Genomic DNA, 15075 nt, shown 5'->3' on the forward strand with positions numbered 1-15075 from the left:
GTTAGGTTCCTAGGAATCCCGCAGGGGCTTTCACCTCATGGTGGAAGCCCCTTTTCGCATGCCTCCATGTCTCCTCATACGGCCCTGCTCCAACCCACGTGGAATGTCGTCCGATTCTGCCGTTTCGGTCATCCAGAGCACGGTTTCGGGCCCGTGGATGACCGAAACGGCAGAATCGGACGTACGAACGTCCTATGATGAGACGCCATGGGCAAGAAAAAACACGAGAAAGGCACCGGTTCCACACCGGCGACCGTACAGCTGGACAAGGCCGGAGTCACATTCACGACCTATGAATACGCACATTCGAACGATCATATGGATGACGGCTACGGAGTTGAGGCCGCCACCAAGCTCGGATTCGACGAACACCAGGTGTTCAAGACGCTGATGGCCGACACCGGTACGGAACGTGTGGTCGGCGTGGTCCCGGTCAGCGGGCATATGGATCTGAAGGCGCTGGCCGCCGCCGTGGGCGCGAAGAAGGCGACCATGGCCGATCCGAAAGTCGCCATGCGAGAATCGGGCTACGTGGTGGGCGGGATTTCGCCTCTGGGACAGCGCACGCGCCACAGGACCGTGCTGGACGAAAGCGCCCTGCGGTATGACGAGATTCTGCTGTCCGGAGGCAAGCGAGGGTTCTCCATCGGCATCAACCCGAATGATCTCATCGCGGTATTGGACGCCGTAGTCGCGCCCATCGGCACCTGGTGACCCTCAGGGAAGGGTCATCGAGCCCTGCGTAGCTCGGACGGAAGCACGAAGTGCATGTTCTCCTTGATGGTTTCGATGGTGGTCACCTCGGTGTAGCCGAAGCCCTGTAAGGTTTCGACCACGCCGGAGACAAGTTCATCCGGTACGGAGGCGCCCGATGAGATGCCCACGGACTCCACGCCCTCGAACCATGACGGGTCGAGTTCGGCCGCATCATCGACACGGTGCGCCCTGCCGCGGCCATCAGTCGCATCGGCAACGGCATCCGCTGCGAAGCGCGAGTTCAGGCCTTCCTGCGCGACCTCCATCAATCGTACGGAATTCGAGGAATTCGCCGACCCGACGATCACCACGCAATCCGATTGCTCGGCCACCAACTTGACCGCGGCCTGACGATTCGACGTGGCATAGCAGATATCGGAGCTCGGCGGCATCTGCAGCCACGGGAAGCGGCACTTCAACGCGGCGATCGTACCGGCGGTCTCATCAACGCTCAGCGTGGTCTGCGTAAGCAGCACCAGCTTGGTGTCTTCAGCGAAATCAAGCGAGTCCACGTCGGCCTCATGTTCGATCAGATGCACATGCTCCGGGGCCTCCTCAACCACGCCGACCGCCTCATCGTGCCCCTTATGGCCGATATAGACGATTTCGAAGCCCTCCCTAACGAAACGCAGCACTTCGCGATGCACCTTGCTCACCAGCGGGCAGGTGGCGTCGATCACATGCATGCCGCGGGCCGCGGCCTCGGCCTTGACCGCCGGGGACACACCGTGCGCGGAAAAAACAATCGGAATGCCCGCCGAAGCGGCCTCATCCGGAATTTCGCGGAGCTCCTGCACGAACACCGCACCCTGAGCCGACAACTCCTCGACCACATGTTTGTTATGCACGATCTGACGACGCACGTACACCGGTGGCAGGCCATCCTCGCGGACGGGGACCGAAGCCTTCAGAATCGTCTGTACGGTAAGGATCGCCCGATCCACACCGGCGCAGAATCCGCGAGGGTCCGCCAATACGATGCGTTTGGTCATGGGTCGCCGCCTTTCATGTCATACAAGCCCTCACCAAATACTAGAGCACGGCCGTTCGCATAACGCGCGCGCTCATGCGAGCACACGACTATTGCACAACCATATCGCCGGCGATCCCTCATCCGGTAGACGGTCGCATGCACAACACGCCGGCGAACGGGCATGGCACCCTCCAAGAGAAGGTAGACTTGACCGTTAGCGGTAACAACCGTTATCGATACGTTTAGCGGCATTATGGAGTGATCTATGACCTGCAAGAACCTGCCTGCCCGCTCCGGACAGCAATTCTCCATCTCCCACGGCGACTATAAGGCGGTCGTCACCGAACTCGGCGCAACGCTGCGCAAACTGACCTACCGAGGCGAGGACCTTATCGTCTCCCTCGGCCCGGATGACGTGGTGAGCTGCTGCCATGGCCAGATTCTCATCCCGTTCCCGAACCGCGTCGAAGGCGGCGAATACACCTTCGAAGGCAAGACCTACACGTTGCCGATCGACGAACACGCGCGCAACAACGCCATCCACGGCTATGGATACCGCTCCTATTGGAAGCTGGAAAGCCTCACGGAGGAATCCGTCGCACTGACCTGGCGCACACCCAATATGGCCGGCTATCCGTTCGACATCGTAGCCACCGCCACCTATAGCCTCGCCGACGACGGTCTGCATCTGACCATCGACGCCTATAATAACGGCGATGCGAACGCCCCATGGGCCCTGGCCATCCATCCATGGCTGGCCAACGGTCTGAACGGATACGGCGACGAGATCGACGGCCACAACGCGCAGTGCAGCCTGACGCTGCCAGGCAACACGCATGTGACCGTGAACGAAAACCTGATCCCGACCGGCACCGAACCGGTGGACGGCACCAAGTACGACCTGCGCAAGGACACGCTGCTTACCGAACAGCCCTTCGATGATGCCTGGACGGACCTCGATCACGCCGAAGACGGTACCGTCACCGCGGTGTTCACCCGTCCCGACGGTCTGAAGGTCAAGGTCGGAGGCGACGAGACCATCACCTCCTTCCAGGTGTGCACCGGTACCAAGTTCCCTGCCTTCAAACACCCGGCAGGCGTCGCGGTGGAACCGCAGACCGCCTATGCCAACGCATTCAACACCGGCAACGATCTCATCGTCATCAAGCCGGGCGAGACCAGCAGCACCTCGCTGTTCCTCGGCGCGTTCGCTCAGTGAACGCTTGATTTGCACAACGTCGCACCGGTGTGCGATAATCCCGAAGGCTTATTAATCGCAAGTAAAGGAGTCCAATCATGGGCATGCGCGGACGTAAGCGCAAGGATCGTCGTAAGAAGGCCGCCAATCACGGCAAGCGCCCGAACGCCTGATCCCTGCCGGCGTGAATAACGCCACAGAGCATCAACAAACCCGCGGAATCGCAATCGATTCCGCGGGTTTTCCTATTCACCGCAACAATGGTCAAGCGTGGCACGAAGACGTTCCAGTAGGCGCTCCGGCGCCTGTTCGGGACGCAGATAGGCGCGCATCGCCGCAATCAACGCCCGTTCACGCTCGTCACAGCACGTTTCGGGATCGAAGTGCTCTTCCATGCTGACATGCACGCTCGTATGCGTCACATGCGTTACGGACCCGTCCGCACTCCTGCTGGTGATGGAGATGCGCCGTTCGACGGAGTCACCGTTCATGATCTTCCCCTTCCGACGGAAGCGGTCTTCGCACCGGAGCGTGTGCCGGCCGCATACCCTCGTTCCTTCGCATATGCCGCAAGTTCCTGCTTGAGCTGCGTGCGGGCACGGTTCAGACGGCTCATCACCGTACCGATTTTCACGCCCTGCTCATCGGCCACCTGCTGATATGACTTGCCGTCGATGGCCGCATCGATGAACACCTGCCTGCGTTCCGGCGAAAGCTTGTTCAACGCGGCCATGATCTCTTCGGGCGCATAGGCGTCCAGATACTCCTGTTCGGCGGACTTCAGCTGCTCCGACGAATGTTCGGAGGCGGAGTAGATATCCCAATCGTCGTATTCGCCGGTGGAGCCGTTGGCACGTTGCGGCCTGCGTTTGGCCTTGGCGTACTGATTGAAGTAGGCGTTGCGCTCGATGGTGGTCATCCACGCGGCGAAGTTCGTGCCCTGTTTGAAGGAATCGAAGGCCTTGAACCCGCGTTCGAAGGTGTCCTGCACCAGATCCTGCGCATCGTCGGGATTGTTGGTCAGCTTCATGGCCTGCCGATAGAGCACGTCGACGATGGGCATGGCGAGCCGTTCGAAGCGCGCGCGCCTGTCCGTCATGCTTTCCTGCCCATCAGTCACGGTTTCATTCTATCGGCATGCCGCATGCGACGATGTCCGCAAAACTCCCAAGCGATTCAAAGCTCGTTCCCAGAACACACGGTTTATATAATCATGTTGGTTTTTCGCTGAGAGAAAGATTTGCCCATGTCATTGTCCCTTGCCGACGGCGTGCATCTGCTGTCCTCCCATCATCTGCTCGATGAGGTCATCACACCTGAACGTTGGAGCCTGAATGCCGATGGCACCGACAATGCCGATGTGCCGTTCACGCATATCACCTATGACACCCGCACCGTGCGCGAAGGCACGCTGCTGGTGTGCAAGGGCCGCTTCCGGCCGGAATTCCTTGACGGGCTCAAGGAGCGCGGTCTCGTCGCCTATGTGTCGGAACGTGACTTCTCCGATCACACCGAGGTTCCGGGACTCATCGTCAACGACGCGCGCAAGGCCCTGAGCCTGCTGTCCGCCGCCTTCTACGGCATGCCCCAGAACGAACTCACGGTCATCGGCATCACCGGCACCAAAGGCAAGACCACCACCGCATACTTTACGCAGGCCATCCTCAACGCCTATTCCAACGGTCGTTGCGCATTGTTCTCCTCGGTCGATAACTGTCTCGACGGCCATACCTACGTGGAATCCGAACTGACCACGCCGGAGTCGTTGGACGCGTTCCGCATGATGCGCGAGGCCGCGGACAACGGCATGCGATACCTGGTGATGGAGGTCTCCTCCCAAGCCTACAAGGTCAACCGCGTCCACGGCCTGACCTTCGACGTGGGAGCCTTCCTCAACATCTCCCCCGACCACATCAGCGACATCGAACACCCCACCTTCGAAGACTATCTGTATTGCAAACGTCAGTTGGCATACCATGCACGCGCCTTCGTACTCAACGCCGACGCCGACCATGCCGATCTCATTCGCGAGGATGCGCAGGCCGCGGGCATCCCGCTTGCGGATTTCGCCCTGCGCACCGATGACGCACCTACGAATGCGACGCTGACGGCCCGTCCGTCGAACGCCGAACACAGCGCGTTCAGCATCGCCGCGAACGGTCATGATCTGGGCGAGTTCAGCCTGTCATTGGCTGGCGATTTCAACTATGCGAACGCCCTCGCCGCCGTCGCACTGGCGCATGAGGCCGGTGTGCCATTCGATTCGGCCGCCATGCATGCCATGGAATCGGTGCATGTACCGGGACGTATGGAACTGTTCACCGGCACGGATGGCGACACCGTGGCCATCGTCGATTATGCGCACAACTACACCAGCGTACGTGCGCTGATCGATTTCGTCGAACAGCGCTACGGCGAGCGCAAGCCGCGGATTACGCTCGTCGCCGGTTCCGCCGGCAACAAGGCGTTCGACCGCCGTCAGGAAATCGTCGAGGCCGCACAGGATCGCATCGCGCGTTTCGTATTCACCGCCGAAGACACCGATACCGAACCGTATATCGACATCTGCAACGAAATGCTCGGCCATGTCACCAACGACCATGTGGATGCCACGGTGATCGTCGATCGTGTGAAGGCCATCGAGAGCGCCGTCGAGCAGGCGCATTCCCACGATGGTCTCGACGTGATCCTCATCATCGGCAAGGGCCACGAGCGTTGGATCAAGGACCTCAACAGCCACGTGGCCTACGAAGGTGATGATTGTGTGGTGGAACGACTGCTGAACGTGGCGTAGGAGTAGCATCGTCTTCGAGCTCATGATTTGTTCATGGCGACCGGACGATACTATCTTCAAGGAGCACCGTGGAAATGGCGATCAAACCTGCAACGTTCACGCTTGCCTATGCAATCGACGTGCTGAAGGAGCATCATCTGCTTCGCGAAATCGTTCACGGCCGCCGATGGACGCTTGACGCTTCGGATCTGCCCGGCGCGAATGAGCCGGTCGGGTCGATTACCTACGATACCCGCAAGGTCGAGCCCGGTTCGATGCTGTTCGTCAAGGGCCGTTTCAAGCCTGAATTCCTTGACGGCATCGACGGCAAAGGCCTGGCCGCATACGTGGCGGAAACCGAATACGCCGATCGCACGAAAGCCATCGGCATCATCGTAGAGGACGTGCACAAGGCCATGAGCCTGCTGTCCGCCGCCTTCTACGGCATGCCCCAGAACGAACTCACGGTCATCGGCATCACCGGCACCAAAGGCAAGACCACCACCGCCTATCTGGCGCATGCCATCCTGAACGAATATTCGCATGGCCGTTGCGCGTTGTTCTCTTCGGTGAACCTCTGCCTTGACGGTCATACCATGCTGGCGTCGAAGCTGACCACGCCGGAGTCGTTGGACGCGTTCCGCATGATGCGCGAGGCCGCGGACAACGGCATGCGATACCTGGTGATGGAGGTCTCCTCCCAGGCCTACAAGGTCAACCGCGTCCACGGCCTGACCTTCGACGTGGGAGCCTTCCTCAACATCTCCCCCGACCACATCAGCGACATCGAACACCCCACCTTCGAAGACTACTTCCGTTGCAAGCGCCGGTTGATCGCCAACAGCCGTTCGCTGGTGCTCGGCGCCGACTGCAATCACCGTGATCTGCTCATGCAGGATGCCGCCGACGCGGGCGTCAAGGTCACCGAGTTCGCATTGCATGATGCCGCACGGGGCCTGACCTCCCCAGCACAGGTCATCGCCCGCGTCGATCCGGAAAACAAAGCCGGTTTCATCGTTTCCGTCAATGGCTCGGATCTTCGGCCGATGGAGCTGGACATGTCCGGTGAATTCAATGTCACGAACGCCGCGGCAGCCGTCGCCATCGCCATCGAGGCCGGCGTGCCGGAATCCGACCCGTCAATCGCCGCCATGTGCCGGGTACAGGTGCCCGGACGCATGGAACGCGTCAAGGCGGGAGACGGTCTGCTGGTCTACATCGATTTTGCCCACAACTATCTTTCCGTCAAATCGTTGGTCGACGAAATGGTACGGACCTATGGCGAACGCCGCCCACGCATCACGCTGGTTTCCGGTACCACCGGCGGCAAGGCCGTCGACAGACGCGAGGGCATCGTCAAGGGGGCACTTGGCCGTGTGGAATCCTTCATCTTCACATTGGACGACCCGAATTACGAGGATCCCATGGACATCGCGCGTCAGATGCAGTCGTATGTGACCGATCCGACGGCCCGGACGCAGATCGTCGTTCCGCGCGAGCTCGCCATCGAAAAGGCCATCGCCGACGCGCGTGAGCATGCGGACCGGTTCAATATCGTGCTGGTCATCGGCAAGGGCGACGAGACCCGTAATATCATCAACGGCAAGCCGGTGCCATATGAGGGCGATGGCGCCGTGGTGCGTCGCGTACTCGGCGAATAGCACGGCCGTTCGTCACACGGCACGGGGTAAGGTAGGTCACTATGACACGATTCCAACCGATTCTGCTCGGCAGCGACATTAACGTCTACGGCATGGCCAGGGTGTTCCATGAGGAGTACGGCATCATCTCCGAGGCGTACGCCTACTTCCAGCTCAGCCCTACGAAGTTCAGCAATATCGTGAACGTGCATGTCGTCGATGATTTCAACAATTTCGTGACGTTCCGCGATTTCATGCTCAACCTCGGCAGGCGTATGAAGGCCGAGGATCCGGATCGCACGCTGTTGCTCATCCCCTGCGGCGATGTGTATGCGAATCTGCTCAGCCAGTGCGGGGACGATCTGCGTCGTTATTTCGTATACAACACGCTCGACATCAATCTGTCACGCCGACTCGCCTACAAATCCACGTTCTATCAGATCTGCGAACGGTATGATCTGCCGCACCCGAAGACGAAGACCGTAACCGCCGACGGAGTGAAGGCAGGGGAATACCGCGATCTGCCGTTCCCCTATCCGGTCGCGATGAAGCCGGCCAATTCCGTCGAATGGCTGAACGTCGACTTCGAAGGGCGGCGCAAGGCCTATATCTTCAACGACCCGGCCGAACTCGACACGATCATCAGACGTGCCTACGATGCCGGCTATACCTCCGAAATGGTGATTCAGGATTTCATTCCCGGCGACGATTCACGCATGCGTGTGCTCAACGCGTACGTGGACCAGCATCATCGCGTACGCATGATGTTCCTCGGCCATCCGTTGCTGGAGGATCCGTCTCCGGTGGCGGCCGGCAACTATGCGGCGATCCTGCCCGACTACAACGAGAACGTGTTCCATCGCATCAAGGCGTTCCTCGAGGATATCGGCTATGAAGGCGTCGCCAATTTCGACATGAAGTACGATGAGCGCGACGGCGAATACAAGCTGTTCGAGATCAATCTGCGTCAGGGGCGTTCCAGCTATTTCGTGACGTTGAACGGTTTCAACCTGGCCAAATACTTCGTGGAGGATCTTGTCGAGGACACGCCGTTCGACGGCGAGACCCTGTTCGGCCGCGGTTCGAAGCTGTGGATGGAGATTCCGAAGTCGGTGTTCCTTGAGTATGTCGCCGAAGGCGATGACAAGGAAACCGGCAAACGCATGCTCGAATCCGGGGATTGGGGCACCACGCTGGAATATTCCAAGGATATGAATCCGCTACGCTGGCTGATGATCAGGCATATGTTCGCGATCTATAGGAAAAGCTACGCCAAATACTTCACCAAAAAGGGTGAGATGAAGTGAAACGACCGTTCTTCGCCGTATTGGGCGGCATGGGCACATTGGCTACCGAGAGCTACATCCGTCTGGTCAACCACGCCACGCATGCGCATGGCGATCAGGATTACCTCGACTATGTGGTGTTCAATGACGCCTCCGTGCCGGATCGCACCGCGTATATCGTGGGGGCATCCGATGAGAACCCGTTCCCGGTGATTGCCGACGATATCGAAAAGGCCACCGCGATGGGCGCGAGCTTCATCGTGCTCACCTGCAATACGGCGCACTACTTCTATGATGATTTCCAAAGGCTGACGCCGGTACCGATTCTGCACATGCCGCGCGGCGCCGTGAATCGCATGGCACAACGCTACCCAAAGGAACGGTTCCCCCGAATCGGTTTCCTCGGCACTTCCGGGTCGCGCAAATCGGGCGTCTATGCGCGTGCGGCCACCGAAGCCGGATATGCCTTCGTGGAACCGACCGATGATCTGCAGGAGCGCATCACTTCGCTGATTTACGATGATGTGAAAGGCTCGGGAGAGCTGAATCAGGAACGATACGAATCCGTGCTCCGTGACATGCTCGACCCGGCCGGCCCTTGCGCCTGCGACGCGCTGATTCTGGGATGCACCGAACTGAGCGTACTGAACGAGGCGTTCCCGATGCCTCAGCTACCGATCATCGACGCGCAGGCCGTGTTGGTGGAAGACACCGTGGCTCGCGCCAAATCCTTGCGCTGAACAGGTTGCGGCCCCTCACGACGGGCCGCAACCTTTCGATGCATAAATCCATGCCTGGCGTCTAGCTATGCTTCGGCATCATCGGCATCATCGGAACCGACATTGCCGAAATCATTGACATCGAAATCCGGATTGGCATCGGATTCGAAATCCGCTTCGGCCGCATCCTGATCCTTGCGCGGCTCCGGTTCCACGGCCTCCTGGAACACACGCTCGACCTTCGGCTTCTTCAGATCCGGATTGATCTTCTCCTCCAGCATCAGGCGCGCGTCTCCAGCCGTGGTGAAGCTACCGCAGATAAGCACGCCGTGCCCGTAGCCTACGCCGAGTTCGTCTTCGGAATCGACCATGTTGACGGCTTCCTGGATGGCATCCGGCAGTTGCGGAATGCAGGTGACGCGTTCCGGTCCGAACACCTGATCCGCGATCTTCTTCAGGTCTTCGGCCGGCATCACACGGTCGCGCCACGAGTTTTCGGTGACGATTACATGGCTCAGCAGCGGTTCAAGCACGCCGAGATACTCTTCGACCTGCTTGTCCCCCATCATGGCGATCACGCCGACGAGCTGCTGGAAGTCGTAGTTCTCCTCGATGGCGGCACGCAGCGCCTCGGCCGCGTTCACATTGTGCCCGCCGTCAAGGATGATGGTCGGCGAGGTGCGGATCTGTTCGAGGCGTCCCGGAATCTTCACCGTACTCAACGCTTCGGCCACCAGATCGCCGTCAAGCGCGCCGTTTACCGGAATCACCGCCTCGGCCGCGCACAGGGCTGCGAGCGCATTATGCGCCTGATGCTCGCCGAATTTGGCGACCGGCACTTCCTCATATGTGCCGTTGGGGGTGCGCAGGGTGACCATCTGGCCGCCGACGGCCGGTACGCGGGCGACGACTTCCGCTTCGATGCCGTCGCGTACCAGATTGGCATGGTTGCCCTTGGCGGCCTTCTCGATGATCGGCATGACGGCCTCCTCATGCGGCTGACGCCCGATGACGGCGGTGCAGCCGGGCTTGATGATGCCGACCTTTTCGGAGGCGATCTGTTCGACGGTGTCGCCCAGCCACGCCATATGGTCCATGTCGATGGGACCGATGATGGCGGCATCGGCATCGAGCACGTTGGTGGCGTCCCAGCGGCCGCCCATGCCGACCTCCACGATGGCCACATCGACCGGAGCGTCGGCGAATTTCCAGATGGCCATGGCGGTAAGTACTTCGAAGAAGCTCATTTTCGGCTTCCCGAGCTCCTCCATCTTCATGTCGACGATGGCGATCAGATCGCGTACCTGATCCCATGCGTCGACGAAGTCGTCATCGGAAAGCTGTTGTCCGTCGATGGCGATGCGTTCGTTGACATGTTCCAGATGCGGCGAGGTGTACAGTCCCGTGCGCATGCCGTAGGCGCGGCAGATCGACTCGACCATGCGCGCGGTGGATCCCTTGCCGTTGGTGCCGGTGATGTGGACCACGCGGAAGGACTCTTCCGGATGCCCCATGACGTCGAGGATCATCTTCATGCGCCTGAGGTCCAGATTGGTGGTATTGCGTTCCGATGGACGGCCCATGATGTCACGTTCGACGTCGATCATGCTTTCGTTGTTGCGATTGGGATGTTCAAACGACATGCTGTGCTGTTTCCTTACGCTGGTCGATGCTTACTCACTGAAACCGTCCCCATTCTAGGTGGGCGCATGAACGTTATGACGCCGCAAAACGTAATAGGATTGGTGGCGGTAATTCATTGGATTGTTCAGGAGATGTGATGAGCGAAGTCATTACCGATAAGGACAAGGAATACGAGGCTTTGGAGCGGGAGTCCGCACCGGGGCCGGATCAGGCCATGAGCGACCGTGTGAACAATCGTTCCCTACGCCCTCGTTCCGACGCGTTCAAGGAGTTCATGACCACCGGTTGGGATGACAATGAGCCGGCCATCGAACCGTTGGAATCCTCCAAGTACACGCCGGCACGTCTTGAGGCGCTGGGCAGGGCGTTCCCGGGCGAACGCCTCGTAATCCCGGCCGGTCAGCCGAAGGTACGCAACAACGATTGCGACTACGCGTTCCGTCCGGACACCACCTTCTCGTATTACACCGGTCTTGGCGAGGACTATGAGGCCGGCGCGGTGCTGGTGCTGAACCCGGTCGATCCGGATTCCGCGGATGCAAAGGCCGGCAGGACGCATGAGCCGGAACTGTTCGTGGCTCCGCGCGCGAACCATTACACGCAGGACTTCTTCATGAATGCCCACTATGGCGAATATTGGGTGGGTCCGCGCGCGGGTCTGCGGGAGATGACCGCCATGACGGGCATCGAGACGAACGACATCGCGCAACTGGCCGATGCACTGAGCAAGGATGTCGGCACCGAGGCCGGTGCAGTACGCGTCCGTGTGATTCGTGAGGCCGATCCGCAAATCACCGAGATGGTAGAGGATATTCGCAAGGCGAACGGTTTCGCCGATCCGGACGGCAATACCGCCGCCGACGACAGACTGCACGAATTCGCCGCCGAGGCACGCATGTGCAAGGACGAATATGAGGTGCGCGAGATGCGCAAGGCCGTGGCCGCCACCAAGCACGGCTTCGACAGCATCCTGCGCAGGCTGCCGGCGGCTCTGGGCAAACCGCGTTCGGAACGTATGCTGGAAGGTGCGTTCAACGCAATCTCCCGCGAGGAAGGCAACGAGGTCGGTTACGACACCATCATCGCATCCGGCGCGCATGCTCCGATTCTGCATTGGATGCGTAACACCGGTACCGTCGCATCCGGCGAGCTGCTGCTGATCGATGCCGGCGTGGAAGTCAACAGCCTGTATACCGCCGACATCACCCGTACGTTCCCGACCAATGGTAGGTTCACCGACTTTCAGAAGAGGCTGTATCAGGCCGTGCTGGACTCCCAGCAGGCCGGTTTCGAGGCGGCCAAGCCAGGTGCCACGTATTCCGACATCCATCATGCCTGCATGCGTGTGATCGCCGAACGCCTGCACGAATGGGGCATTCTGCCGGTCGACGTGGAGGAGTCGCTCTCCCCCGCCGGTCAGCAGCACCGTCGTTGGCTCGCCTGCGGCGTGGCGCATCATCTCGGCCTTGACGTGCATGATTGCGCGCAAGCCCGTTACGAGTCATATCAGGGTGCCGAAATCCGTCCGGGCATGATCTTCACGATTGAGCCTGGCCTGTATTTCCGTGAGGATGACTTGCTGATTCCGCCGGAGTATCGCGGCATCGGCATCCGCATCGAGGATGACGTGCTCATGACCGAGAATGGTCCCGAATGGATCTCCGCAGGCATACCGAAGCAGATCGATGACGTCGAGGCCTGGATGGCCGACATGGCGCAATAGTCTTCCACCGTACTCCCCGACGGGGAGGAAAGGAACGTGATATGGCAACCCCTGAATTCGTGTTGAAACTCCGCAGGAAGATCGGCCACGATCTGCTATGGCTGATGGGCGTGTCCGGCTACGTCGAGGACGAACGGGGCCGCGTACTGCTGGGCCGACGTTCCGACACTGGCGAATGGGCCATGGTGTACGGCATCAACGAGCCCGGCGAGGAGCCGGCCGACACCGTGGCCCGCGAAGTCAAGGAGGAGACCGGCGTGGACGTGATCGTCACCGATCTGGTGTCGGTGAAATCATCTCGCCGCATACTCACCTACGCGAATGGCGACAACACCATGTACATGGATCACCTGTTCATCTGCAGGCCCGATCCGGCCGGTAACACGGAACCGTACGTCGGTGATGAGGAGAGCCTCAACGTGGGCTGGTTCTTCCCCGATGAGCTACCCGGGCCATTGGCCGCCACCACGGTTGAACGCATGGGGTATGTGCGTGAATATCTGAGGAACAAGGCCGGTGGCGACGCCCACGCGCAGTTCTGCTTCAACGGTGAGATCCACTGAAGTTCCCGCCAACGTAAGACGGCGATGCCTGCGACGATCGGTCCGTCGCAGGCATCGCCGTCTATGCTCCTAAATCCCTCATCCCTACTGTTGGGCCGCGAGCAACTCGTGCAGATGCTCACGATGCCCGCGTTGTTCACGCGGATCCGGCACCGGCAACGAGGCCAGCAGCTTCTGCGTGTACGGATTTTGCGGATGTTGCATGATCTGGTCGGCATCGCCATGTTCGACGATCTTGCCCTTGTGCATCACCATGATGCGATCGGCAAGCATATCTACTACCGCAAGATCGTGAGTGATGAACAGGCAGGCGAAACCAATTTCGACCTGTAGTTTCTTGAACAGTTCCAACACCTTCGCCTGCACCGACACATCCAATGCGGAGGTCGGCTCGTCGGCGATGAGCAGGCTCGGCTTCAACGCGAGCGCACGCGCCAGGGAGGCGCGCTGACGCTGGCCGCCGGACAGCTCATGGGGGAAGCGGTTCATGTATGCGCGTGGCAGCTGGACCATTTCCAGCAGATCGCCCACATAATGCCGTGCGTCAGCCACGGAGGAGTATTTCCCGTGCACGATCAGCGGTTCGGCCACGTTCTCCGCGATGGTCATCAGCGGGTTGAACGAGCTGCCGGGATCCTGGAACACGAAGCCGATGTCGGCGCGCTTGGGCTTGAAGTCACGTTCCTTCACGCCGTTCATTTCGATGCCGAGCACGTTGAGCGAACCGCCGGAAACCTTCTGCAGGCCTGCGATGGCACGGCCCGTGGTGGATTTGCCGGAACCGGATTCGCCTACCAGTCCCAGCACCTCGGAACGGTGGATGGTGAAGTCGATGCCATCCACGGCCTTGAAATCGGGCTGCATGAGATGGCCCGGATACGTGATGGTCAGCCCCTTGGCCTCGACCGCGACCGGCTGTTCACGCCAATCCTTTTCACGCTCGATGACCTTGCCATTGCCGTCACGCACGATGAGCTTTTGCCCGATGCGCGGTACGGCACCCAGCAAACGCTTGGTGTAGTCGTCCTGCGGTGAATAGAAGATCTGTTCCACGCCGCCTTGCTCGACCACGTGGCCACGGTACATGACCACGACCTCGTCGGCGATGTCGGCGATGACGCCCATGTTGTGCGTGATGATGAGCACGGAGGCATCGAATTCGTCGCGTGCGAGACGTAGCAGATCGAGGATTTCGGCCTGTACGGTCACGTCAAGGGCGGTGGTCGGCTCATCGGCCAGAATCAGACCGGGATTGAGCACCAACGCCATGGCGATGACGATGCGCTGCTTCTGGCCGCCGGAGAACTGGTGCGGATAGTAATCGACCCGGGTTTCGGCGTTGGGAATGCCGACCTTCTTCAGAATGTCGATCGCCTTGGCACGCAGCTCTTTCTTGTCTTTCATGCCGTGGGCCCGCAGCCCCTCCTCGATCTGCCAGCCGATGGTATACACCGGGTTCAGCACCGAATTCGGCTCCTGGAACACCATCGCCGCCTCGGAGCCGCGCATTTCGCGTAGCTGCTCGCCGGATAGGGACAGCACGTCGAGTTCCTCGTTGCCGGCACGGTTCGACAGGTAGATCGCACCAGAGGTCGTTGCCGTTTCCGGCAGCAGTTTGATGATGGAGCGCGCGGTCACGGACTTGCCGGAACCGGATTCGCCCACCACGCCGATGACCTTCCTGCGGGGAATCTTGAAACTGATCCCGTCGATGGCCTTGATGGAGCCGGCGTCGGTCATGAAGGAGACGCTCAGATCCTTGATTTCGGCGAGATTGCCGTTGTCGATTTCGCTCATCGG

General features: G+C 60.0%; 14 protein-coding genes. 9 read left to right on the top strand and 5 right to left on the bottom strand.

The genetic code is table 11. The features are described from left to right. Window positions 1-207: 207 nt before the first annotated feature. Window positions 208-714: a Cys-tRNA(Pro) deacylase gene (gene ybaK, locus BBDE_RS07305; protein WP_003839483.1), complete on the top strand. Its 507-nt coding sequence runs from the start codon at window positions 208-210 to the stop codon at window positions 712-714. Window positions 715-728: 14 nt separating this feature from the next. Here ybaK and BBDE_RS07310 read toward each other — a convergent pair whose 3' ends face one another. Then, entirely contained in the window at window positions 729-1748 is a 1020-nt protein-coding gene (locus BBDE_RS07310) for a 4-hydroxy-3-methylbut-2-enyl diphosphate reductase (protein WP_003839481.1), read from the bottom strand. A gap of 246 nt (window positions 1749-1994) precedes the next feature. Here BBDE_RS07310 and BBDE_RS07315 point away from each other — a divergent pair, with 246 nt between their 5' ends. Then, window positions 1995-2948 carry an aldose 1-epimerase family protein gene (locus BBDE_RS07315; RefSeq protein ID WP_003839479.1) on the top strand — a complete coding sequence of 318 codons (954 nt, stop codon included), beginning with the start codon at window positions 1995-1997 and terminating at the stop codon, window positions 2946-2948. Window positions 2949-3025: 77 nt separating this feature from the next. Beyond that, window positions 3026-3100 (top strand): 50S ribosomal protein bL37, encoded by a 75-nt coding sequence (locus BBDE_RS11700; protein WP_003817083.1) that lies wholly within the window; start codon window positions 3026-3028, stop codon window positions 3098-3100. A 72-nt stretch (window positions 3101-3172) separates the two neighbouring features. On the opposite strand, the gene BBDE_RS07320 is transcribed toward BBDE_RS11700, so the two are convergent. Together BBDE_RS07320 and BBDE_RS07325 are read right to left on the bottom strand one after the other, a co-directional pair. Further along, window positions 3173-3418, bottom strand: coding sequence for a hypothetical protein (locus BBDE_RS07320; RefSeq protein ID WP_003839476.1), 246 nt, complete (start codon window positions 3416-3418; stop codon window positions 3173-3175). After that, window positions 3415-4026 carry a sigma-70 family RNA polymerase sigma factor gene (locus BBDE_RS07325; protein WP_003839475.1) on the bottom strand — a complete coding sequence of 204 codons (612 nt, stop codon included), beginning with the start codon at window positions 4024-4026 and terminating at the stop codon, window positions 3415-3417. The genes BBDE_RS07320 and BBDE_RS07325 overlap by 4 nt, the downstream gene beginning before the upstream one ends. A 147-nt stretch (window positions 4027-4173) precedes the next feature. On the opposite strand from BBDE_RS07325, the gene BBDE_RS07330 reads away from it, so the two are divergent. The 4 genes from BBDE_RS07330 (at window position 4174) to BBDE_RS07345 (ending at window position 9366) form a co-directional block, all read left to right on the top strand. Further along, window positions 4174-5721: a UDP-N-acetylmuramoyl-L-alanyl-D-glutamate--2,6-diaminopimelate ligase gene (locus BBDE_RS07330; protein WP_003839473.1), complete on the top strand. Its 1548-nt coding sequence runs from the start codon at window positions 4174-4176 to the stop codon at window positions 5719-5721. Between the two features lie 74 nt (window positions 5722-5795). Then, window positions 5796-7361 (top strand): UDP-N-acetylmuramoyl-L-alanyl-D-glutamate--2,6-diaminopimelate ligase, encoded by a 1566-nt coding sequence (locus BBDE_RS07335; protein WP_003839471.1) that lies wholly within the window; start codon window positions 5796-5798, stop codon window positions 7359-7361. A 41-nt stretch (window positions 7362-7402) separates the two neighbouring features. Further along, entirely contained in the window at window positions 7403-8647 is a 1245-nt protein-coding gene (locus BBDE_RS07340; RefSeq protein ID WP_003839469.1) for a carboxylate--amine ligase, read from the top strand. Next, window positions 8644-9366 carry an aspartate/glutamate racemase family protein gene (locus BBDE_RS07345; RefSeq protein WP_003839468.1) on the top strand — a complete coding sequence of 241 codons (723 nt, stop codon included), beginning with the start codon at window positions 8644-8646 and terminating at the stop codon, window positions 9364-9366. Before BBDE_RS07340 ends, BBDE_RS07345 begins: the two co-directional genes overlap by 4 nt. 65 nt (window positions 9367-9431) lie before the next feature. On the opposite strand, the gene BBDE_RS07350 is transcribed toward BBDE_RS07345, so the two are convergent. After that, on the bottom strand, window positions 9432-10952 hold the full coding sequence (locus BBDE_RS07350) for a bifunctional folylpolyglutamate synthase/dihydrofolate synthase (protein WP_012902316.1): 1521 nt from the start codon (window positions 10950-10952) through the stop codon (window positions 9432-9434). A gap of 173 nt (window positions 10953-11125) precedes the next feature. Here BBDE_RS07350 and BBDE_RS07355 point away from each other — a divergent pair, with 173 nt between their 5' ends. Then, window positions 11126-12712, top strand: a complete 1587-nt coding sequence (locus tag BBDE_RS07355; RefSeq protein WP_033489051.1) for an aminopeptidase P family protein — start codon at window positions 11126-11128, stop codon at window positions 12710-12712. 41 nt (window positions 12713-12753) lie between these two features. Continuing rightward, on the top strand, window positions 12754-13275 hold the full coding sequence (locus BBDE_RS07360; protein ID WP_003839463.1) for an NUDIX hydrolase: 522 nt from the start codon (window positions 12754-12756) through the stop codon (window positions 13273-13275). 84 nt (window positions 13276-13359) lie between these two features. Here the strand turns inward: BBDE_RS07360 and BBDE_RS07365 are convergent, their stop codons facing one another. Continuing rightward, window positions 13360-15072, bottom strand: coding sequence for a dipeptide ABC transporter ATP-binding protein (locus BBDE_RS07365; RefSeq protein ID WP_003839462.1), 1713 nt, complete (start codon window positions 15070-15072; stop codon window positions 13360-13362). Window positions 15073-15075 lie beyond the last annotated feature (3 nt).

This window comes from Bifidobacterium dentium JCM 1195 = DSM 20436, assembly GCF_001042595.1.
Lineage (GTDB): Bacteria > Actinomycetota > Actinomycetes > Actinomycetales > Bifidobacteriaceae > Bifidobacterium > Bifidobacterium dentium.